This window comes from Actinomycetes bacterium (genome assembly GCA_036000965.1).
Classification (GTDB): Bacteria; Actinomycetota; CALGFH01; order CALGFH01; family CALGFH01; genus DASYUT01.
In genome coordinates this window covers 1-21,750 of sequence record DASYUT010000089.1, presented here as the reverse complement: position 1 = coordinate 21,750, position 21,750 = coordinate 1, and the positions used below count along the sequence as shown (strand labels likewise).

Annotated in this window: 18 protein-coding genes; 8 read left to right on the top strand and 10 right to left on the bottom strand. The window is 73.0% G+C overall.

Features of this window, described 5'->3' with window-relative positions; translation table 11 throughout:
* Window positions 1-25: 25 nt before the first annotated feature.
* A complete protein-coding gene (locus VG276_07045; GenBank protein HEV8649156.1) occupies window positions 26-568 on the bottom strand; it encodes a DUF4158 domain-containing protein in 543 nt (180 codons plus the stop codon).
* 430 nt (window positions 569-998) lie between these two features.
* Between VG276_07045 and VG276_07040 the strand changes: the two genes are divergently transcribed.
* From VG276_07040 to VG276_07030, 3 genes are all read left to right on the top strand, one after another.
* Window positions 999-1,253 carry a hypothetical protein gene (locus VG276_07040; GenBank protein ID HEV8649155.1) on the top strand — a complete coding sequence of 85 codons (255 nt, stop codon included), beginning with the start codon at window positions 999-1,001 and terminating at the stop codon, window positions 1,251-1,253.
* Window positions 1,254-1,335: 82 nt separating this feature from the next.
* Window positions 1,336-2,394, top strand: coding sequence for an ROK family protein (locus VG276_07035; protein HEV8649154.1), 1,059 nt, complete (start codon window positions 1,336-1,338; stop codon window positions 2,392-2,394).
* 24 nt (window positions 2,395-2,418) lie between these two features.
* Window positions 2,419-3,132, top strand: coding sequence for an N-acetylmannosamine-6-phosphate 2-epimerase (locus VG276_07030; protein HEV8649153.1), 714 nt, complete (start codon window positions 2,419-2,421; stop codon window positions 3,130-3,132).
* Between the two features lie 113 nt (window positions 3,133-3,245).
* On the opposite strand, the gene VG276_07025 is transcribed toward VG276_07030, so the two are convergent.
* From VG276_07025 to VG276_07005, 5 genes are all read right to left on the bottom strand, one after another.
* Window positions 3,246-4,466 (bottom strand): sugar ABC transporter permease, encoded by a 1,221-nt coding sequence (locus tag VG276_07025; GenBank protein ID HEV8649152.1) that lies wholly within the window; start codon window positions 4,464-4,466, stop codon window positions 3,246-3,248.
* A complete protein-coding gene (locus VG276_07020) occupies window positions 4,463-5,239 on the bottom strand; it encodes an ATP-binding cassette domain-containing protein (GenBank protein ID HEV8649151.1) in 777 nt (258 codons plus the stop codon). Before VG276_07020 ends, VG276_07025 begins: the two co-directional genes overlap by 4 nt.
* Before the next feature lie 73 nt (window positions 5,240-5,312).
* Window positions 5,313-6,446 carry a sugar ABC transporter substrate-binding protein gene (locus VG276_07015; GenBank protein HEV8649150.1) on the bottom strand — a complete coding sequence of 378 codons (1,134 nt, stop codon included), beginning with the start codon at window positions 6,444-6,446 and terminating at the stop codon, window positions 5,313-5,315.
* A gap of 421 nt (window positions 6,447-6,867) precedes the next feature.
* Window positions 6,868-7,062 carry a hypothetical protein gene (locus tag VG276_07010; GenBank protein HEV8649149.1) on the bottom strand — a complete coding sequence of 65 codons (195 nt, stop codon included), beginning with the start codon at window positions 7,060-7,062 and terminating at the stop codon, window positions 6,868-6,870.
* 49 nt (window positions 7,063-7,111) lie between these two features.
* Window positions 7,112-8,002, bottom strand: coding sequence for a GAF domain-containing protein (locus VG276_07005; protein HEV8649148.1), 891 nt, complete (start codon window positions 8,000-8,002; stop codon window positions 7,112-7,114).
* A 274-nt stretch (window positions 8,003-8,276) separates the two neighbouring features.
* On the opposite strand from VG276_07005, the gene VG276_07000 reads away from it, so the two are divergent.
* A complete protein-coding gene (locus tag VG276_07000) occupies window positions 8,277-9,257 on the top strand; it encodes a D-glycerate dehydrogenase (protein HEV8649147.1) in 981 nt (326 codons plus the stop codon).
* A gap of 196 nt (window positions 9,258-9,453) precedes the next feature.
* Here the strand turns inward: VG276_07000 and VG276_06995 are convergent, their stop codons facing one another.
* Window positions 9,454-10,851, bottom strand: coding sequence for a S8/S53 family peptidase (locus VG276_06995; protein HEV8649146.1), 1,398 nt, complete (start codon window positions 10,849-10,851; stop codon window positions 9,454-9,456).
* Between the two features lie 173 nt (window positions 10,852-11,024).
* On the opposite strand from VG276_06995, the gene VG276_06990 reads away from it, so the two are divergent.
* Window positions 11,025-13,685 (top strand): CHAT domain-containing protein, encoded by a 2,661-nt coding sequence (locus VG276_06990; protein ID HEV8649145.1) that lies wholly within the window; start codon window positions 11,025-11,027, stop codon window positions 13,683-13,685.
* Between the two features lie 107 nt (window positions 13,686-13,792).
* Here VG276_06990 and VG276_06985 read toward each other — a convergent pair whose 3' ends face one another.
* From VG276_06985 to VG276_06975, 3 genes are all read right to left on the bottom strand, one after another.
* Window positions 13,793-16,372: a hypothetical protein gene (locus VG276_06985; GenBank protein HEV8649144.1), complete on the bottom strand. Its 2,580-nt coding sequence runs from the start codon at window positions 16,370-16,372 to the stop codon at window positions 13,793-13,795.
* A 139-nt stretch (window positions 16,373-16,511) separates the two neighbouring features.
* The gene (locus VG276_06980) at window positions 16,512-16,832 is read right to left on the bottom strand and encodes a hypothetical protein (protein ID HEV8649143.1); all 321 of its coding nucleotides are present in this window, start codon (window positions 16,830-16,832) and stop codon (window positions 16,512-16,514) included.
* Between the two features lie 11 nt (window positions 16,833-16,843).
* Window positions 16,844-19,690 carry a penicillin acylase family protein gene (locus tag VG276_06975; GenBank protein ID HEV8649142.1) on the bottom strand — a complete coding sequence of 949 codons (2,847 nt, stop codon included), beginning with the start codon at window positions 19,688-19,690 and terminating at the stop codon, window positions 16,844-16,846.
* Window positions 19,691-19,949: 259 nt separating this feature from the next.
* On the opposite strand from VG276_06975, the gene VG276_06970 reads away from it, so the two are divergent.
* From VG276_06970 to VG276_06960, 3 genes are all read left to right on the top strand, one after another.
* A complete protein-coding gene (locus tag VG276_06970; protein HEV8649141.1) occupies window positions 19,950-21,329 on the top strand; it encodes an aspartate aminotransferase family protein in 1,380 nt (459 codons plus the stop codon).
* Between the two features lie 2 nt (window positions 21,330-21,331).
* Window positions 21,332-21,493, top strand: coding sequence for a hypothetical protein (locus VG276_06965; protein ID HEV8649140.1), 162 nt, complete (start codon window positions 21,332-21,334; stop codon window positions 21,491-21,493).
* Between the two features lie 124 nt (window positions 21,494-21,617).
* On the top strand, window positions 21,618-21,750 hold a 133-nt coding region (locus VG276_06960; GenBank protein HEV8649139.1), incomplete at its 3' end, for a helix-turn-helix transcriptional regulator.

Below are 21,750 nucleotides of genomic sequence, written 5' to 3'. Positions count from 1 at the left end.
CCCCTACCAAGCCAGGCTCTTCCTACTACCGCGGACGATCAGCGATCCCCGGGAGCACTGACGCGAGCTGCTCGGCGGCCTGCGTCAGAGTGCCGGTGAGCTGCATGAACGCGTTTGCGCACCCTACGGGCCCGATGTGGTCAGCGCGGCAGCGGGCCAGCAGCGCCTCCCGCAGTCGCTCGTCCGACAGCTCCACCGGGGCGACCTCGGCGGCGAGCCAGAAGACCAGCTTCTCCTCGTCGGCGCGGGCCGCCTCCCGGAACCCCAATGCCCGGCGGACCTGGGCGCGGTGGTACTCGATCGTACGGCCCGTCCACGAGTAGCAGGCGAACAGCGCCGGGTCGACCCCGACCTGGCCGGCGAGGTAGTCGACCGCCGCGCGCGGCACCTCGCCGGCATGGCGGGGGAAGCGGGCTTCCAGCTCGTAGAACTTCAGCAACAGGGCAAAGCCCAGCCGAGTCGGCCCGGACTTGTTGCCCACCAACTGCCAGTCGTCGCGGTCGCTGGCCGCATCGGTCGCCAGCGTCCAGGACTCGATCAGCTCCTCTGGAGCCCACCCCTGCAGCACCGGCGTTCCCTCCGCTCCCGCAACGCCGCCAAGGTTGCCGCAAGGTTCAAGACGCCCCACGCCACGCTGTGGCGCCTCCGTCCGACATGCGACCGCGCAGAAACCCTGACACACCAGAAGTCAAAGGCGAAACTTACCCGCGAGTCACTTTGCGGCTGGCCGGAGCTTCGGGAGTCCGGGGCCTACCTGGAGGACCACCCCGACCCGGTTCCTCAGGACGGCCGGGCTGTTCATCCCGATCTGGACGGCCTGGCGGGGTACACCCACCACGCCGACCGCTTCGACTCCGACGACGTCGTGTTCCGCCTGGCGATCTTCGCCGCCATGGTCGGGGTGGGCGCGCTCGCCACCCACGTCGAGGACGCCCGGCGGGCGAGGTCACCGGGTTCGCGCTCGCCTACATCCTCGTGCGGCTGATCCTGGTCGCGCTGTGCCTGCGCGCCTGGCGCCCGGCGCCCCTGCCCGCGAGCTGATCCGCGACCACGTGCGCGGGTTCTCCGCCAGCATCGCGCTGTGGGGCGCTGTCGCTGGCGTTGCTGCCGCTCACCGTGCGCTACGGGCTTTGGGTCTCGGGCTGCTGATCGACGAGCCGACCCCGATCCTGTCGGGCGCGATCGTCCGGGCCGGGGCGTTCATGCATGCCTCGCACGTCCTCGAGCGCTATGGCCTGGGGTCCGACGAGTAGGCGAAGGCGGTAGCGTTCAATCTTGTTCGCCCACTCATGGGAGCCCTACCCTGGCCGCTGAGGTCGTCGGGTGGGAGGCGGGATGCGGGTCGAGGTCGGTGGCCAGCCGCCCGGGCGGGGCACCGGCGCCGTCTGCCTCGGCGTCGACATCGGAGGTACCAAGACCCGGGTCGGCCTGGTCGCAGCCGATCACCGGGTGCTCGACGTGCGCGAGGCGCCCACGCCCGCGCGGGACGGCGCCCGCGCCGTGCTGGAGGTCGCGGCCGGGCTCGCCGGGGAGCTGCGCAGCCGGCCCGGCCAGGTCGCCGCCTGCGGTGTCGGCACCGCGGGCGTGGTCGACGCGGCCAGTGGCACGGTCGTCGCGGCCACCGCCGCGCTGCGTGGCTGGGCCGGGACGCCGGTGGCCCGGGAGCTCGCCGCCCGGCTCGGCCTGCCCACCTATGTCGACAACGACGTGAACGCGTTCGCGCTCGGTGAGGCGGCCGCCGGGGCGGCCGCGGGAGGGGCCCACCTGCTGGCTGTCACGGTCGGCACCGGCATCGGCGGCGCGTTCCTGCTCGACGGCCGGGTGTGGCGGGGAGCCCGCCACCACGCCGGCGAGATCGGCCACCTGCCCCTGCCGGGCCTGGGCGACCGTCTTTGCCCCTGCGGGGCGAGCGGCCACCTCGAGAGCGTCGCGGCCGGCCCCGCGATGGCCGCCCGCTACCGCGCGCTGGTCGGAGTGGGCTCGCCCGGTCCACGTGCGGGCGCCTCGCCCGACGTGGGCCAGGCCCGGGGCTCGCGTGGCGAGGCGACCGCCCCGGCGGGCGCCAGCGGGCAGGCGCTGGCGTTCGTGGACGTGGCGGCGCGGGCGGAGCGCGGGGACGCGCTCGCTGCCGAGGTGATCGACGAGGGCGGCGGAGTCCTCGGGCTGGTCCTGGCCGGGCTCGTCAACGCCCTGGACGTCGAGTCGGTCGTGGCCGGCGGCGGGGTCGCGCAGCCGGGAGGCCGGTACTGGGCCGCGGCCGAGCGGCGCTACCACCGCCACCTGCTGCCGGCCGTGGCCGGCGTCCCCCTGCTGCCGGCCCGGCTCGGCCGGGACGCAGTGCTGGTCGGCGCGGCCGAGCTGGCCCGCCGGGCCACCACCGAGCCGGCGCCGTGAGCGCCCGCAACGGAGAGTGATCCGATGAGCGAAGGGTGGCCCGGCGGTCTGCTGCGGCGGCTCCGGGGTGGGCTCGTGGTGTCCTGCCAGGCCCCGCCCGGGGACCCGCTCCACGGGCCGGCGTTCATGGCCGCGATGGCCCGCGCGGCCGTGCTCGGCGGCGCGGTCGGGATCCGCGCCAACGGCCTCGCCGACGTCCGGGCCGTCCGCCAGGCCGTGGACGTGCCGGTCGTGGGGCTTTGGAAGGACGGCGACGAAGGGGTGTACATCACGCCCACCCTGCGGCACGCGCGCGCGGTCGCCAGCGCGGGCGCGCAGATCGTCGCCGTCGACGCGACCGACCGCCCCCGCCCCGACGGGTCCACCGTGGCCGAGATGGTCCAGGCCCTCCGGCGCGACGGCCGCTGCCTGGTCATGGCCGACGTGGCAACCCTCGACGAGGGTGTCGCGGCCGCCGAGGCAGGCGCCCACCTGGTCGCGACCACCCTGTCCGGGTACACCTCGTCCAGCCTGCGACGCCCCGGCCCCGATCTGGAGCTCGTCGCGGCGCTGGCCGCGCGCGCCGGTGTCCCGGTCGTGGCCGAGGGGCGGATCGCCGTGCCCGAGCAGGCCCGCGCCGCCCAGGACGCGGGCGCCTGGGCGGTCGTGGTCGGCGGCGCGATCACCCGCCCGGAGCAGATCACCGCCCGGTTCGTGGCCGCGTTGCGGCCCGGAGCGGGTCCGGCACCCGTACCCTGACCGGCCTCAGGTGCGAGCGGACCGCCACGGCCCCAGCGTGGGCGCCGGGCATCGGCGTCTGTGGGGGCGCCGGGCGCCGCCCCCACAGACGCCCGGCGCCCCCACCCCGCGGGTCAGGCCCGGCCGTGGGCCTGGCGGCCGCGCCGCGACAGCGCGTCGACAGTGGCAGCCAGCAGCAGCACCGCCCCAGTGACCATGAACTTCTTGTCCGAGGTGACCCCGAGCAGGTCCATGCCGTTGGAGATCGACCCGATCACCAGTGCCCCGAGCAGCGCCGAATAGGCCGACCCGCGCCCGCCGAACAGGCTGGTGCCGCCGATCACGGCCGCAGCGACGACGTTGAGGAGCAGGTCGCTGGCGCCCGACGACTGGTTGACCGCGAACAGGCGGGAGGCGGCCAGGATGCCGCCGGCCGCCGCCAGCGTGGAGGCCAGCACGAACACCACCAGGCGGACGTTGTTGACCTTGATGCCGGCCCGGTGGGCGGCCTCGGCGTTGCCGCCCACGGCCAGGATGTGGCGGCCGAAGCGGGTCCGCTTGATGAGCTGGTCGAACACGACCACCACGCCGATGAAGATCATGGCGGCCAGCGGGAGCCCGCGGTCGGCGGCCAGCACCGCGGCGGTGGCGAGCAGGGCCGCCCCGATGACGACGATGCGGGTCACGATCGCGCGCGTCGGCGGTACCGGCAGCCCGGCCGCCGCACGGGTGCGCCGCTCCCAGAGCTTCGCCCCGGCGTAGGCGGCGATCGCGACGATGGCCAGCAGCCATGCGTCCAGCGGGATGAAGAACGTGTTGGCCAGCCCGGTGATGGTCTTGTCGGTGAGGTTGACGGTGCCGGTCTCGCCGAGCACGAACAGCAGCGCGCCCTGCCAGGCGAGCAGGCCGGCAAGGGTGACCACGAACGCCGGGATGCGGAAGCGGGTGACCCAGAACCCTTGCAGCAGGCCGATGGCGGCGCCCGTGCCCAGCCCGGCGAGGATGGCCAGCGGCCCGGACACGCCCTGCTTGACGTTGAGGACGGCCATGACCGCGGCGGCCAGGCCGCTGACCGCCCCGACCGACAGGTCGATCTCGCCGAGCAGCAGCACCAGCACCATGCCGACCGCCATGGTGCCCAACGCGGCGATCTGCAGGACCAGGTTGGTGAGGTTGCCGGGGGTCAGGAAGTTGGGGTTGGCGATCTGGAAGATCGCCCAGATGATCGCGATGCCGACGATCACCGGGAGGTTGCCGAGCTCCCCCTGGGCCACGCGGCGGCGAAGCCCGGCCCAGGCGCCGGCCAGGCCGGGCTGGTCGGAGAGGAGCCTCGGGTCGAGGTCGCTGACGGTCATTCCTCGCTCACCTCCACGGGCGCCTTCTCGTCGCCGGCCTTGGCCCCGGTGATGGCCGACACGACCTCGTCGGAGCTGGTCTCCCTGGCGTCGAAGGCGGCCACGTGCTTGCCCAGGCGCAGCACCTCGATGCGGTCGGCGACCTGGAACACGTCGGCCAGGTTGTGGCTGATCACCACCACCGCCAGGCCCTGGTCGCGCAGCCGGCGGATGAGGTTGAGCACCTGGGCGGTCTGGGCGACCCCGAGCGCGGCGGTCGGCTCGTCGAGCACGACCATCCGGGGCTTGCCCAGCATCGACCGGGCGATCGCGACCCCCTGGCGCTGCCCGCCCGACAGCGAGGCGACCTGGGTGCGCACGCTCGGGATGCGCACGGCCAGGCGCTTGAGCACCGACGAGGCCTCGCGCTCCATCGCGGTCTCGTTCAGCAGCCGCGAGCCGCCCGTCTCCTCCCGGCCCAGGTAGAGGTTGGCGACCACGTCCAGGTTGTCGCAGAGCGCGAGGTCCTGGTAGACGGTGGCGATCCCCAGCGCGGTGGCCGACTGGGGCCCGGTGACGTGGACCGGCTTGCCGTCGAACAGGTACTCGCCCTCGTCGTAGGTGTTGATGCCCGAGATGGTCTTGATCAGGGTCGACTTGCCGGCCCCGTTGTCACCGACCAGCGCGGTGACCTGGCCGGTGTGGGCTGCGAAGTCGACGGCGCTGAGCGCCTGCACCGCGCCGAAGCGCTTGCTCACACCGCGCAGCTCGAGAAGTGGCGTGTTCGTGGCCACCCGCGCCTCCTTCGGGATGGGTGGACGAGAGGGCCGGTGGGCGGCGGGCCGGCGGCCCGCCGCCCACCGGGTGTCAGGAGCTGATCCCGGCGGTCTGGCAGGCCGAGGCGGCTGGGCCGGCGCAGATGTCGGCCGCCTTCAGGAAGCCGTCGCTGATCATCTTGCCGATCGTCTCCTTGGCGGTGTCCTTGGTCACCGCGATCGGGGTGAGGATGATGGACGGGACGTCCTTCTGGCCGTTGGGGGTCTTGTCCTTGACCAGGCTCGCGTCGGGGGTCTTGCCGTTCACGATGTCGACCGCGAGCTGGGCGGCGCCCTCGGCCTCCGGCTTGATCGCCTTGTAGACGGTCATGTACTGCTCGCCGGTGAGGATCCGCTGGACGGCGGCCAGCTCGGCGTCCTGGCCGGTGACAGGCCGGCTGGAGGGACTGATGCCCTGGCCCTTCAGGGCCGCGATGGCCCCGCCCGCGGTGCCGTCGTTGGCCGCGTAGACGCCCACGAAGTTGTTCTTGCCGACCGCGGTGATCGCCTGCTCCATCTCGTCCTGGGCCTTGTTCGGGCTCCAGTCCGGGGTGTCGTACTCCTTGGCGACCTTGAACCCGCTCGAGTCGATCACCGAGTGGGCGCCCTTCTTGAACAGCGAGGCGTTGTTGTCGGTGGGCGCACCGTTGATCATCACGATCTGGCCCGACTTGCCGTCCTTCTTGAGCTTGTCGACCAGCGCCTGCCCTTGCAGCTTGCCGACCTGAACGTTGTCGAACGAGACGTAGTAGTCGATGTCGGCGTTGTTGATGAGGCGGTCGTAGCTGATCACCGGGACGCTCTTGGCCTTGGCCTTGCTCACGATCGAGGCCGCCGAGGCCGAGTCGACCGGGTCGAGGACCATCACCTTGGCGCCGTTGGTGAGGGCGGCGTCGGCCTGGTTCTGCTGCTTGGACGCGTCCTGGGCGGCGTTGGAGTAGATGACCTGGCAGTCGGCGCACACCGCCTTGACCTTGGCCTCGAACAGCGGCCGGTCCTGCGCCTCGTACCTGGTGGTCTTCGTCTCGGGTAGCAGCAGGGCGATCTTCTTGGCCCCGCCCGATGGCGTGCCCCCGCCCGACGACGACTTCGTGGTCGCGCAGGCGGCCGCCACCAGCGCGATGAGCGCGCTGAGGGCGACGACCCGTACGGTCCGGCCGATCCGCTTGTCCAGCAACCTTCCCACCTTCTTCCTCGTTCTGGCCCGCCGCGCCGGTCGCGCCCGGCGCAGGGCCTGCTGACGCCTGCCGAACCCTGCTGCCGCCATCACCTCCCGGTCGGCCACCTGGCCGCGGCGCGGCCGGAGGACGGATGAGACGAAACGATCCGACTCGCGCACCACAAGCGCAACCGCTGCGAGCATCTCGGCCCGGTCGACCCCGAGGCCGCCCACCGTCAGGCGCCTCGCCTCGTCGGGATGCCGGTTCGGCGATCTGGCAGTTGCTGCGCCTCGCCGGTACGGCCGACGAACCCCGGACTCCACACCCGCGCGCCCATGCCGTCAGTATGCCCCGGCACGACAACGTACGACCCCTTTTGCGCGGCGGGCCCGGGGCGCCGCGTGGGACTCGGACGCCGAGGCGCCGAGTGGCCGGAGGGTGGAGCCGTCAGCGGTGCCGCGGGGGCTCCGGGAGCGCCTCGCCGTGGCCGGCCGTCCCGTCGAGCTCGCGCAGGCGGGTGCGGATCGTGTCCCCGGCCCGGGTGAAGGCGCGCCGCCGGGCCCAGGCGAAGTACTCGCTGGAACGCAGCCGGCCTGTGCTCCACGCCCGCGCCTCCTCGGGCATCACGCGGCCCCGAACCATCGCGCCTCCCTCCGGTCGGACGTCACCCTTACCTTGCCAGCTCCACCGGCTACCTTGCCAGCTCCACCGGCCCCTCGACAAGCCCGGCGCCCAGGAGCTGGGCCATGGCCCGGACCACGTTCAGGTCGGTCTCGTCGAACGCGTGGGGCAGCGGCGCATCGACCGAGAGCATGCCGAAGCTCTGCTCGCCGCAGAACACCGCGACGCTGATGAACGACCGGTACTTGCTGGTCGGCTTGGGCTGGACCCCGGGCGGGAGCGCCTCGGCGTGGACGTCCTCGACGAACAGGAAGTCGTGGAAGCGGACGAGCAGGAGGGCCTCCTGGCCCGACCGGTCGTCGGGACGGTCGGTGAACACCCGGCTCGGCCGGTCCGAGCGGCCGGTCCAAGCCTGCGGGCGCATCACCCCGCCGTCCAGCTCGAAGAATGTCGCCCGGGTCCGGTCGCCGTTGCACAGGTTGGCGGCGGCCTCGACGATGAGCTGCTTGAGCTGGCCTTGCAGCGAGCTGCGCTCCGGCCTGGTACGGGCCTGGTGGACCCGGCCCACCACCTCGGCGATCGGCGCGGTCACGTCCCCGACGATGAGCCGCAGCCGCGCGTCAGTGTCGATCGCCAGCGCTTCGGCCGACCTGGCAGCCGCCTCCTGGCGGATCTCCCGCCGCGACTTGATCCACAGGGGGATGCCGACCGCGACCCCACCGGCCACGACCAGGCTCCACTCCGAGGGCGAGCGCGGCGGCCCGTCCTTCAGGGTCGTCGCGGCGTAGCCGAGGGCCACGGCCAGCGCCTCGGCGAGCAGGTAGCCGCGGAGCCGGCTGCGCGCCTGCCCCTCCGGAAGGCCGGGCAGGGGCTCGCCCGTCCCAGGCCGCACCGGCTCGCCCCGGAGCGCGCCCCCGTCGGCGCTGGGAACCGGGTTGGTGACCCTCTCTGGCAGCGGCACTGTCCACCAATCGTGTCGTCGTGGGCTTCTGGTGGTCGCCGGCTTCTGGTGGCCGCCGGCTTCTGGTCGCCGCCGGCTTCTGGTCGCCGCCGGCTTCTGGTCGCCGCCGGCTTCTGGTCGCCGTGAGCTTCTGTTGGTGTGCTTCTCGCCGCAGTATCCCAAATGCCGCGAGGGAAGCGGGCGCGCCGGCGGTCCTTGACCGTGGCGGGTCGTCGGCGGTAGCAAGAGCCGTCGCCGTCGGCGGGGTCGTCCCCCGAGCAGAAAGGCCGCCCAGGTGCCCGTCAAGCGCCCCTTCGTCTACGTCACCCGCCGGCTGCCCGGCGACGCCCTCGAGCGGCTCGCCGCCGCCGCCGACGTCGGCGTCTGGCCCGAGCGGCTCCCGCCGCCGCCCGAGGCGGTCGCCGAGCACGCCGCCGAGGCCGACGCGCTGGTCACGATGCTCACCGAACGGGTCGACCGCGCGCTCCTGGATGCCTGCCCCCGCCTGCGCGTGGTCGCCAACGTGGCCGTCGGCTACGACAACCTCGATGTCGACGAGCTGACCAGGCGCCGCATCCCGGCCGGCAACACGCCCGGGGTGCTCACCGAGACCACCGCCGACCTGGCCTTCGCCCTCATCCTGGCCGCGACGCGGCGCCTGGTCGAGGCCGAGCGGTCCATCCGCAAGGGCGAGTGGGTCACCTGGGACCCGGAGTTCATGCTCGGTCACGACCTGGCCGGCGCGACCCTGGGCATCGTCGGCTTCGGCAAGATCGGCGCGGCCGTCGCCCGGCGGGCGCAGGGGTTCGACATGCGCGTCCTTGCCTGGACGCGCCATCCCAAGGACGCGGCCAGGGTCGAGTGGGTCGGGTTCGAGGACCTGCTCCGCCGCTCGGACGTGGTGAGCGTGCACTGCGCCCTCACCCCGGAGACCCGCGCGCTCATCGACGAGCGCGCCCTCGAGCTGATGAAGCCCACCGCGGTGCTGGTCAACACCGCCCGCGGGCCCATCGTCGACCAGGCCGCGCTCGCCGGCGCCCTGCGCCGCAACCGCATCTTCGCCGCTGGCCTCGACGTCACCGAGGAGGAGCCGATCCCGCTGGACGACCCCCTGCTTTCGCTCGACAACTGCGTCGTCCTGCCCCACATCGGCTCCGCGACCGTGGCCACCCGGGCCAAGATGGCCGGGCTGGCCGCTGACAACGCCCTCGCCGCCCTCCGCGGCGACCGCCTGCCGCACTGTGTCAACCCCGAGGTCTATGACGCAGCCGGCTAAGCAGCAGGTCACTAGTAGAAGGTCTGCAAGGCTATCAAACTGGTCAGAACAGTGGCGCCATCAGCGGTGACGCAGCGCAAGCGGAACAAGCTGGGTAGATCTCCTTGGCGGCTTCGATGAACTCCTGCGGGACGGTGTCGGCGGTCCACAGGGCGGCGTCGAGTGCTGCGCGGCAGGTGCGCATCTGCCTGGCACGTCAATACTCTGGGCTGCGAACGAGCTTGACGAGTGGTGGCGCCTCCGGCTCGTCCTGCGGTGCGACGACCCAGCCCCGTTCCTCTGCCTCCGGCGACCGGTCGAGCAGGTGACCAAGCACCTCTCGCGCGCTCCGCTGTCCCGGCGACGTCCGCGCCGCGATCACGCCGGTGACGTTGGCTGCGGCATAGGATGTCCCGCTCCATTTCGCCGCTCCGTCGAAGCGGAGATCCTGTCCGTCCAGGAAATTCTCTTGAATGCCTTCAACGGGACCACGCAGGTACGTGCTCACGAGCTTCTTTCCAGGCGCGAGCAGTTTGACCCACGGAACGTCCGGACTGAACTTGGCTCGTACCGGCTTCTCGAACTCCTTGGAGGCACCGACAGCCACGACACCGTCGAAGGCTGCTGGCCATAGCGGCGCCTTGGGATCGTGCTCGCTCTTGCCCTCGCGCTCATCCTCCCGAAGCTTCTCCTGCTCCTCCTTCACCCTCCCGTGATTGCCAGCCGCCGCCACGACGATGACCCTGGGCCCAAGCCGGTCGAGCGCCCGTTGCAGCACAAGCGGCGCCTGACCGTCATCAGTGAAGCAGCCGAACGACAAGTTGAGGATGTCAACGTCGAACCGCGCGAACTGGACCATCGCCGTCGCGACAGCCCAGGTGTCGGCGGTTCCGGTCTTGCTGTCGAGGACTCCCTTCACGACGAGCTCGGCACTCGGCGCTTGTCGCCGAACAAGACCGGCAACGAACGTCGCATGCCCCGCCCGCCAACTCCGCGGCGTCCCCGACTCACGAGCCACGACGGCCTTGCCGTCGATCCCGAAGCACGCGCCCCGCAGGAACTCATGTTCGACGAGCGGGGTGTCCAGGAGGCCGACCCTTGCAAAGTGCGAGTCCGGCCCTGCCCGACGCGCCCAGGAGGCCGGGAGCGCTGCGGGACCGGGGGGCCCGTCCCCTCCATGGCCGATGACGTACTCGCCGCCAGCCTGCTGGACGACGAACTGCTGGCCGGGCACTCCCTCGACGACCCGGTTCTTGCCCATGGTGGGCCACCAGCCGGCGTACTCCCTTCCGAACGATTCCCGCAGGCCTCGTAGCAGGAAGTCCAGGTCCGCGGCGTGGTCACCACGCGACTTCCGGACCAGTTCTGCGCTGTAGTAGGAGCATCCGAGCTTCTCCTCGTGCTCCCGCAGCAGCGCCTCGATCCCCGTGATGTCGCCCAGCTTGAGCCGCGCCAAGCCGAGTTCGTGGCTCTGGTCCTCAGGTCCGGGATCTCCCTGGGCCAACCCGAAGCCACGGAGTCTCATCAGTATGTGCGGGAGGTAGCGGAGCTCGACGACCAACTCGTTCTGGGCATACTTCTCTATCCGCCCGGCTTTGTACGGGTGCTCCGCCATCCTGCTCGCCTTCCTTTCGGGGGTAGGTGCAGCGACTCGGGGTAGGTGCAGCGACCGTCCCGAGGTGGTCACTTGGCTCCTGGACTGGAGGAGACAGCCTGGCCAGGATTGATACAACACCGTAGAAGCCGGTTGAAGCGTACGGCAGTTTCGCGCCACTCTAGTCATCGCTCATGAACAGCACCATCAGGGAACAGGCCCGCGAGGCGCTCCGGCTCGCTCAAGGCAGTCCGGCCCGGTCGTCCAAGCTCGCATCCGCAGTCGTGCTCCAGGCGCGCAAGGAACACGACCACGTGGCGGGCGCGGTCGCCGAGCGGGCGCTGGGGCTGGCTGCCGAGCACCTCGAGGATCAGGATGTCGCACTGCGGCATCTGCGGGCCGCGGTCGCGCTTGGCCGCAGAGCCGGGTCGGCCCAGCTAGCGGCCGAGGCGCAGATGACGCTCGCCTTCCTCTTGAGCGTCCGCGGGCAGTCCGGGCGGGCGTTGGGAGAGATCGATGCAGCGGTGTCGGCCCTGCGTGGAATCGAGCGAGTGCGAGCCCGGGCGCAGCGGGCCGCGATCCTGCACCAGCTTGGCCGGCTTCCCGAAGCGTTCTCGGAGTACCGCAAGACCCTCCGCCTGCTGCAGGACGCTGGAGACCTCGAATGGGTGCAGCGGGTGTTGTCCAACCGGGCGGTCCTGCACACGTTCCAGCAGGAGTTTGCCGCTGCCGAGCAGGACTTGCAGCAGGCCGAGCGGGTGTGTGCGCGGGCCGGCCTCAGGCTGTCGATGGCGTATGTGCTGGAGAACTTCGGCTTCCTCAACGCGCAGCGCGGCGACGTGGTGGCCGCCTTGAAGTACATGGGCCTTGCCGAACGACACTACCGGATGCACAGGAATCCGCTGGGCTCGCTCCTCGTCGACCGCAGCGAACTCTTGCTGTCGGTCCGACTCGTGTCGGAGGCCCGAGAAGTAGCAGAGCAGGCGGTGAGCGAGCTCGAGGCGGTCCGCGAGCGGATCAGGCTGCCCGAGGCCCGGCTGGTGCTTGCCAGGGCGGCGGGACTCGACGGAGATCCCGACCGCGCCCTGCAAGAGGCACGCCGCGCAGTGCGGGAGTTCGCGCGGCACAACCGCCGCAGGTGGGTGGCGCTCGCACGCTTCGCGGCGCTGACAGCCTCCCTGGCGACCGACCGCCTCCCACAGCCCAGCGCTCGACAGGCGGAACGTCTTGCAGATGAGCTCGCCGCTGCTCGTTGGCATGCGGCTGCTCTGGATGCGCGGCTGCTCGCAGGCCGGCTCAGGCTCGACCGCGGTCAGACACGGCAGGGCTGCTTGCAGCTTCAGCAGGCGAGCCTGCACCGCGAGCGGGGGCCAGCCTCGCTACGGGCACGCGCCTGGTACGGAGAGGCGCTGCTACGGCTGACCAGTGGGAACCGTCGTGGCGCGCTTCGCGCGGTCACCGCCGGGCTGCAGATCCTCGACGAGTACCAGGCCACCCTCGGAGCGACGGACTTGCGGGCCCGCGCCTCCGGGCACCGGTCTGAGCTCGTCGAACTCGGACTGCGGGTTGCCTTGCAGGACGGCAGCCCCGATCGGGTGCTGCTGTGGGCGGAACGCGGCCGTGCGCGCCATCTCCTGCTCCGGCCCGTCCGCCCGCCGGACGATCCGGTCCTCGCCCACGACCTGTCCGAGCTGCGGGCGACGATCGCCCACATCGAGCAGCGCCGTCGGGAAGGTCGCAGTGTCGCCAAGCTCGTCCACCGTCAAGTTGCTCTCGAACGTGAGATCCGCGACCACTGTCGTCACCAACGCGGCGACGCGAGCTGGCACGCGGTGACTGCGCGGTCGTTGAAGCAGGATTTGGGCGAAGGGCTTGGTGTGACGGCCTTGGTCGAGTTCGTGCAGCTGGACCAGGCACTCCATGCCGTCACCGTGGTGGACGGAAGCGCACGCCTCTCGCAGCTTGGATCGATGACGCAGGTGCAAGACCTGGTCGACCGCCTGCCGTTCGCGCTACGACGCCTCACCCGTCACCATGCCGCCGCGGCGAGCCGCTCCGCCGCCGCGGTTGTGCTGCGGCACGCGGCAGCGCGGCTTGACGACATGCTTCTCCGACCGCTCGCTGACCAGATCGGTGACCGCCCGGTGTTGGTGGTCCCGACTGGACCGCTGCAATCCTTGCCCTGGTCGATCCTGCCGTCGCTCTTCGGACGGCCGGTCAGCGTGTCGCCCTCGGCAGGGTTGTGGCGCATGGCCAGCCGACGTCCACCTGCATCCGGCGGCCACGTCATCGCCGCCGACGAGAGACTGCCAGGCGCCCGGGTCGAGGCGGAGAAGGTCGCCGCGATCTACCAGACGAAGGCCATGCTCGACCCGCTGCCAACCGTCGCGACGCTGACCGATGCGTTGAAGCAGGCGAGCCTGGTCCACCTCGCGGTGCACGGACGTCTGCGCGCCGACAACCCGCTGTTCTCCTCGATCGACCTCGGCGACGGCCCGCTGACCGCGTACGATCTGGAGTCCCTGGAACAGACGCCCCACACGGTCGTCCTGGCGGCCTGCGAGAGCGGCCGGGCGGTCGTCCTGGCGGGAGACGAGTTGCTCGGGCTTGGCGCAACCTTCCTGTCCCGTGGCACTCGGCAGCTGATCGCCTCCGTCGTCACGATTCCAGATGTCGAGACGGCTCCACTCATGATCGAGCTTCACCGCCTTCTCGCGGCTGGGACTCCGGCTGCAGCAGCGCTGGCTCGTGCCCAACAGCAGGTTCCCCAAGATCACTGGACGGCGGTGGCCGCAGCAGCGGGATTCGTGTGCATCGGGGACGGGTTCGGAGGGGCGCTGGTGCATTCGCGATGATCGCCCTGGAGCCGCTTAGGGCCCTCCGCTCGACAACTTGTACAAGCTCGGCCCTCTGGCCTGGGCAGGCTCCTTCTGGAATGCCAATGTTGCTGAGCGGCGAGCCCTTAGTAGCTGACCGTGCCCGCCAGGGACGTCCAGGTGAGCGACGACGGCCGCCAGGCGGCGCCGTCCCAGGCCTTGTGGAGCACGGCCCGGTCGGTGCCGACCGCCACCACGTCCAGCCGGTTCGGGCCCCGTGCGGCAGCCGCCGGGCTGGCCAGGACGTTGCCGCCCAGCCGCTCCCAGGTGCCGGCGGGCGCCCACCCGGTGGTCGCGCTCAACGCCTTGTGGTAGAGGTTCTTGTTGGTGCCGACCACGAACACGTCCAGCCGGCCCGGGCCCCACGACACCGCCACCGGGGCGCCCTCGACCAGGCTCGGGAGCCGCTCCCAGCCGAGCTGCGAGGGCAGCCAGGCGCCCGCGTCCCAGGCCTTGTGGTACACGGCCCGGTCGGTGCCGACCGCGAACACGTCGAGGCGGTCCGGGCCCCAGGACACGGCCGCCAGCCCGCCTTCCATGGTGCCGCCGATCGGCTCCCAGGCCGGCCGCCAGCCGGTGGGGCCCCAGGCCAGGTGCCGCACCTGCCTGTCCGGTCCCAGCGCGACCAGGTCGAGGCGGTCCGGCGCCCAAGAGGCCGCGGCGGGCACGCCCACGACCCTGCCGCCGAGCCGCTCCCAGGCCGGGGACGGCTGCCAGGCCGTGCCGTCCCACGCCTTGTGGTACAGGGCCCGGTCGGGCCCGACGGCGAACAGGTCGACCAGGCCCATGCCGCGGGACACGGCCACCGGCGCGCTCTCCACCGGGTCGCCGAGCCGCACCCACCCGGCCTGGGACGGCTTCCAGCCGCCCGCGTCCCATGACTTGTGGTAGATCGCGTGGGTGGTCCCGACCGTGAAGACCTCCAGACGCCCGGGGCTGGGGGAGAGGACCGCAGCCGGTCCCTCCGGCACGATCCCGCCCAGCCGCGTCCAGCCTCCGCTCTGCGAGGGGTGCCAGGCCCCGCCGTAAAGGGCCTTCTGGTACAGGGCCAGGTCGGTGCCGATCACGAACACGTCGAACCGGCCCGGGTTGGGGGAGGTGGCGGCCGCGCCCGGGGTCGAGGTGGCCTGGGCGACGAGCTGGCGGAGGTTCGGGCGGGCCCCGATGCGCTGCCCAGCCGGAGCGCCGGGGCCGTCCTGCTGGGGCGTGCCCGTGCCGCGCAGCAGCCGGCGGGCCTGGAACGGCGTGCGCGGCGGCCTCCCGACCGCCCGCATGGCGCCCTGCAGGCTCCCGACCGACCCGACCACGATGGGGGAGGCGCTCGAGGTGCCCCCGAACGAGTCGGTGTACCAGACGTCCTCGCTCTGGCCGCCCTGGAGGTCGCCGTAGCCGGTGGTGGTGACCTCCCGGCCCCAGCCCTGGGCGTCGACGGCCGCCCCGTGGTTGGAGAAGTCCAGGCGCGAGCGGTCCGGGCCCCAGTCGGCGCCGTGGGTGCCCGGCGGTGGGGCGCCGGCGCCGACCAGGACCGCGCCGCTGTCGCGGGCGCGGCGCCGGAACGGGTTGGCCCAGCCGGCCGGGAAGCCCGCGTCGGGTGTGTCGTACAGCGGGTCGTCGAGGTCCTCGGCGCCGTTGCCGGCTGCCTCGACCACGACGACGCCTCGCCGGATCGCGTACCGGATCGCGTCGTAGTCGTCCGGCCACCACTCGACCGCGATGTAGCCGAGCTGGTCGTCGCGGGTCTGGTAGCCGAAGCGGGGGCCGGGGCGGTGCAGCTCCACCAGCAGCAGGTCGCCAGGGCGGAGCGCGTTGGCCGCCAGGTGGATCGCGCCCGAGGAGCCCAGGGCGGCGATGGAGACCGCGCGCGCGACCGCCTGCGGGCAGATGCCGGTCACCCCCCGGGTGTTCCGGTCGCCGCTGAACTGCCCGAGGACGGCGGTGCCGTGGTTGCGCCATGCCAGGTCGGGGATCTGCGGGCCGGCGACCACGCCGCCCTGGTTCTGCAGCAGGTCCTCGTGGGTGAACCGCCAGGCGCCCTCCACGTCGATCACCGCGACGCCGGCCCCCTCGCCCCCGGCCCGGGTCCAGGCCCAGCGCGCCTCGATCCCGCCTGGCGCAGCGTTGAGGTACCCCTGCCTGGCCTCGAAGCTCGGCGTGGCCACGGGGGGCTCGTCGGCCAGCGCGGCCATGGCGTTGAGACGCAGGGGGAGCGCGGTCGGGGGCTTGACGTAGGCGCCCTGCACGGGCTCCTGCTCGCGCAGGCGCGCGGCCAGGGCGGCAAGGTCCTGGCTCTCGGCCGCCTCCACCCGGTAGTAGACCGACAGGTCGGGTGGGGCCGGGAGCTCCTCGCCGCCGGCCTCCTCCGTGCCGGTCTGCTCCGCGCCGGCCCGCTCGCCGCCGGCCTCCCCAGCGGCGGCCTTCCCCGTGCCCGCCTCCTCGCCGCCGGTCCCGTCGCCGGCCGGGGCCGGACCGGCCGCAGCGAGGGCCTCGGCCTCGTGGCGCAGCCGCTCCTCGCTCGCGCCGAACAGCGGGCGCAGCCGGGCGCCCGCCTGGTCCAGGACGGCGGCGAGCGGGTCCGGGTCGGCCCGGGCCGCGGTCAGCCGGGGACCGGTCGCCCGCAGCCCGGCCTCGGGCCGGGCCACCAGGATGAGCTCTGGCTGCATCTGCATGGTCACTCCCCATGTGACTGGCTTGCCTGCTCGTCTTGCGGTGCTGCTACGGCCCCGTCACGACCCCGCCCAGCACAGCAGCGCATGCGACTGGATGGCCTGCCCGTCTCGCGTGGTGCTGCCCTGGGCTCCGACTGGTCTACGGCGGCTCGGCCGGCGGTTTCACGTACGCGGCGGTGACCCCGTCCACGGCCCGCAGCACCCCGACCGCCCGCTCCGCAGCCGCCTGGTCGGGGACCTCCAGGGTGAACCAGGCGGCCAGCTCCGGGTCGCCGGTGCCCGTTGCCGCGTTCCTCCCGATGCCGCCCGACTCCGCCGGGGAGGCCGGGTGCAGGGGTCGCAGCGGCGCGCCGAGCGACTCGGCGGCGCGCACGAGCGCGCGCGCCTCGGGCGCGGCGGCCTGGCCATGCAGGCCGGCGGCGAGCTCGGGCCGGACCTGCACGATGATGGGCACGCTCACGCCGGCCGGCCTCAGCGGAGCAGCAGCGGGAAGGTGTCGTCGGTCAGCCAGCCCGGCAGCAGGTTGACGTAGAAGCGGCTGCCCGGCACGCCGCTGGTGCCGCCGGGCAGGCTCGACTCGGCGTACACCCCGAGCGGGCCGTGCCTGCTCACGAACCGGTTGGCCGGCCCGCTGCCGAACATGAAGCCGTTGGCGTCGCCGCCCCGCACGTCGTGGGTTGCCGCGTCGACGGTGTCGAAGCCGCCGTCGACCGGGATGCCGCGCAGGCCGGGCAGGGGCGGCGGGAACGCTCCGGCGGCCGGCGGGATGTCGAACCGGCCGCCCAGGGGGTGGTCGAGCACGACCCGGTGCAGCAGCCCCCAGCGGTAGTCGTCCTGGTCGGTCGAGCCGTGGAACGCGGCCGCGAACTCCGGGCCGGCGAGCCGGTCCAGGGCGCGCCGCAGGCTCGCGAGCACGGCGACGTCGCGCCGGTCGGCGGCGGACGCCACCCCGGGCAGCGGGAAGAAGTCGACCCCGGAGGCGCCCACCCCGCCCCTGGCCGGGAAGGTCTCGAACAGGTGCTTGAGCGCGGTCAGCGACCGCTCGCCGTCCGGGTGGGGCAGGCGGAACGGCTGCAGGCGGGCGTCGATGACGTCGCGCACGAACTGGCTGCGCCACACGGCGTAGATGGTGGCCGCGACGCTGCCGCGGACCTCCTGGGCGCTGGGAGGCAGGCGGCGGCCCTGCACGTCGCTGGCGTCGTAGCCCTCGGGGATGCCCGTCGGGGTCGAGCGGTCCCAGGCGGCCAGGCGCCCGACCGCGTGCACCACGGCCGGGTCGGCGGCGAAGGCGGCCAGCGCCGGGGTGGCGCTGGACCGTGCGGCGGTCATCGCCCCCAGGATCCTGGGGACGAAGAACTGCGCGTCGACCAGCACGGTGTCGGCCTGGATGCGCTGCACGCCGCCGAGCGACAGCTTCCCGCCCCGCGTGAGCTGGCCGCGGATGAGCTGGTCGATGCGGCCACCGCGGATGCCGTCGTAGCCCGGGTTCAGGTAGTAGATGCCGCCGCCGGGACGGAGCTGGTTCAGCGGGTCGTTGTCCAGGCTCGTGCCGATGGGGTCGTTGTTGGCGTTGACGACGAAGCCGGCGCGCGGGTTGACGGTGTGCGGCATCTCCGCCGGCGGCAGGATCTCGTAGGGGAGCGCCTGCCCGGGGTGGCGCTGGCTGGCCGGGAGCCACTCGTTGCCGCCGGCGCCGTTGCGGACGAAGAACGGCGGCAGCCCGTTGACGGTGCCGGCCTGCAGGTCCTCGCGCAGAGGCAGCTCGCTCGAGGTGAAGTAGGCGATGGTGCCGTGCACGTCGGCGTAGGTGAAGTTCTGGCTGCCGACGTCGAAGAACTGCAGGCCCTCGCGGAAGTCGGCCAGGTTCCTGGCGTCGTCGGCGAGCAGGAAGGTGTCGATCTCCCTGGTCGGGCTGAACCCGGTGTACTGCACGCTCAGGGCGGTGCCGGCCGCCTGGTCGAGCTGGATGATCGGGCCGTTGTTGCGGCGCGGCACGATCAGGGTGGCGGCCGGCACGGGGCCGCCGGGCGGGACGACGGTGACGTCGTCGGGCCGGCCCGAGCCCGGGTTGTTCTGGCGGAACACCTCGGGGATCGGCACGACCGGCTCCAGGCTGCCCTGGTGGACCGTTGCCAGACCGCTCGGCGACGACGGGTCGGGGCGGACCTGCTCAAGGTAGGTGTCGGTCACATCCAGCGGGTTGACGGTCGCACCCCAGGAGATGAAGCGGTTATGACCGACGACGACCCCTGGCGCGCCCGCGAAGCCGCTGCCGATGACGTCGGTCGGCCCGGCCGTGAGCTGGACCGGGTAGAAGGTGGAGGGGGCGTCCAGGCCGAGGTGGGGGTCGTTGGCGAGCAGCGGCGCCCCGCCGACGGCGTTGCTGCCGCTCACCGCCCACTGGTTGGAGCCGGCGGCGGTGGCGCCCCGGGTGACCGCCCGCTCGAGCAGCGGGACAGCGCCTGCGCGCTCGAGGTAGCGGCGCCCGAGCGCCGCGGCCGCGCCCAGGTGGTCGGCGCTGTGGCCGGCGCTCGCCGGCCGTGCCGTCACGGCCGCCTGGGCGCGCTGCCCGGTGCCGGCCGGCTGGTTGGCGTCCGGCACGGTCGCGAACGGCGTGAACGGCTGGGTGCGCCACAGATCCTCGAAGAACAGCTTGGTGCCGTCGAAGCCGGCAGCCCGGCCGGCCGCCTGGTAGGAGGCGAGCGCGACGGTGAAGCCGAGGTCGAGGTCGAACGAGAGGCTGAACGACACCAGCTTGGCGACGCTCAGGCTGTCCACCGGCGCCCAGGGCCGGAACCCGGTCAGGTGGAGCGCGGCGTACTCGGGCGGGAGCTGGTGGCCGGCGACCCAGGCGTTGACCCCCTCGGCGTAGGCGGCCAGCCCCGCCCTGGCCCGCGCGGAGACCACCGGGAGCGACCGCGCCGCGGCCCGGTGCAGGCCGATGGTGCGCAGCTGCACGTCGCCGGCGAGCGCGCCCGGGCCGAGCAGCTCGGCCAGGGTGCCCCCGGCCTGCCTGCGGCGCACGTCCATCTGGAACAGCCGGTCCTGGGCGTGGGCCCAGCCCTGCAGGAAATAGAGGTCGTGAGCGGTGCGGGCGTGGATGCGGGCGATGCCGGCCGCGTCCCGGGTGACGCCGGCACCCCGGGCGGCGGCCCACGCGGGCAGCCCGGCCGTCCCCGACGGCGCCTGGCCGGCCGCTCCCGTCCCCGACGGCGCCTGGCCGGCTGCTCCCGACCCCGCCTGGCCGGCCGGCCGCGCCGCCGCCCCCGCGGGCACCAGCAGGAGCAGGGCCAGGGCAACGAGCAGACAGCGCCGCATCGGGGCACCCCCTGGGACCGGCTCCCGGGGCCGCCCGTCCTTGGATCGGCCGTCGTCCGAGCCCGCCTGCGAGCCTACCGTGGGGGCACCGGCCTAGGGAATACTTGGGCAAAGAGGACAGGGGAATGCGGCCTATCAGGTTTCCGGAGAAATCACTCACCGCGCCTGCCCGAGGTGCTCGAGGGCCCAGTTCATGCTGGCCGACTCGCTTTGCACCACACAGCAACGGTCCCACCAGAGCGCACGAGAGGGAGCTGGGATGGCGGTTGACGCGCGGACCACCGGCCTGGACGCGAGCCGGCTCGACAAGCTGATCGCAGCGCAGGAGCGGATCTTCCTGGACCGGCAGCCCCGCTCGGCCGAGCTGCTGCGCCGGGCCAGGGGCAGCCTGGCAGGCGGGGTGACCTCGAGCTGGCAGATCGCCCGGCCCCAGGCGGTCTGGCTCTCCCACGGGGCCGGGTCGAAGGTCTACGACGTGGACGGCACCGAGTACGTCGACCTGCACGGCGGCTACGGGGTCATGGCAGTCGGGCACGCCCACCCCGCGGTGGTGGCCGCCGTCACGGCCCGGGTCGCCCGGGGCACCCACTTCGCCCAGCCCACCGAGGACGCCGTCGCGGTGTCGGAGGAGCTGGCCAGGCGCTTCGGCCTGCCGGTGTGGCGGTACGCCAACTCCGGCACCGAGGCCACCATGGACGCAGTGCACCTGATGCGGGCGATCACCGGGCGGCCCAGGATCGTCAAGCTCGAGGGCGCCTACCACGGCCACCACGACTCGCTGCAGGTCTCGGTCTACCCCCCGGCCGGGGAGACCGGCCCGGCGTCCCGGCCCGCGAGCGTCCCGGCCAGCTCGGGCGTGCCGGCCGAGATCGTCGCCCTGACCACGGTGGTGCCGTTCAACGACCTGGAGACCCTCGAGCGGGTCCTGGCCGAGCACCCGGGTGAGGTCGCCGGCATGATCGTCGAGCCGATCATGATGAACGCGGGCATCATCCCGCCCGCCCCCGGCTACCTCGAGGGCGTGCGCGCACTGACCCGGGGCCACGGCGTGCTGCTGGCCTACGACGAGGTCAAGACCGGGGTCACCGTGGCCGCCGGCGGGGTGACGGAGCTGTCCGGGGTCCAGCCCGACGTGATCTGCCTGGCCAAGGCGATCGGCGGGGGCCTGTCCACGGCCGCCGTCGGCGGCACCGCCGAGGTCATGGAGCACATCACCTCCGGCCGCTACGACCAGGTCGGCACCTTCAACGGCAACCCGCTGGCGATGGCCGCAGCCAGGGCCGCCCTCACCGAGGTGCTCACCCCGGCCGCCTACGAGCACTTCACGACCCTGCGGGAGCAGATGGCCACCGGCTGCCAGGCGGTGATCGAGCGGACCGGCCTGGCCGCCCACGTGGTCGCGGTCGGCGCCAAGGGCTGCGTCACCTTCTCGCCCGGCCCGGTCCGCAACTACCGGGACTTCCTCGAGATCGACGACCGGCTCAGCCACTGCCACTGGCTGTTCCAGCACAACCGCGGGGTGTTCCTGCCCCCCTGGGGAAAGTCCGAGCAGTGGCTGCTGTCGGTGCAGCACACCGAGGCGGACGCCCAGCGGTTCCTGGAGAACTTCGGGGCCTTCGCGGACGCGGTAAGCTCTTGACCGTGGCCGGAGGAGAGGGGCAGCTCGTCGGGCTCGTCAGGCGGTTCGAGGACGTGACCGCGGTGGACGGGACCGACGTCCACGTCCTGCCCGACGAGGCCGTCCGCGTCCTGCCCAACACCCCGGCGGCGGACCCCGACCCTGTGGGCGAGCCCGTCCCATGAGCACGCCGAGGGCCGCTGTCGGGCCGAGGTCGCCGCGTGACCACCGCGGACTGGCGATCCCGCGGGAGGTGGGAGGCAGGACGTGAGCGAGGTCCAGCCGCGAGGTGGCCCGATCGTCCGGCGGATGCTGGTCGGCGCCCAGCTCCGCCGGCTCCGCACCGAGCAGGGCATCACCCGCGAGCAGGCCGGCGAGGCGATCCGCGCATCCGAATGGAAGATCCACCGGCTGGAGAACGGCCAGGTCGGCTACAAGGAGC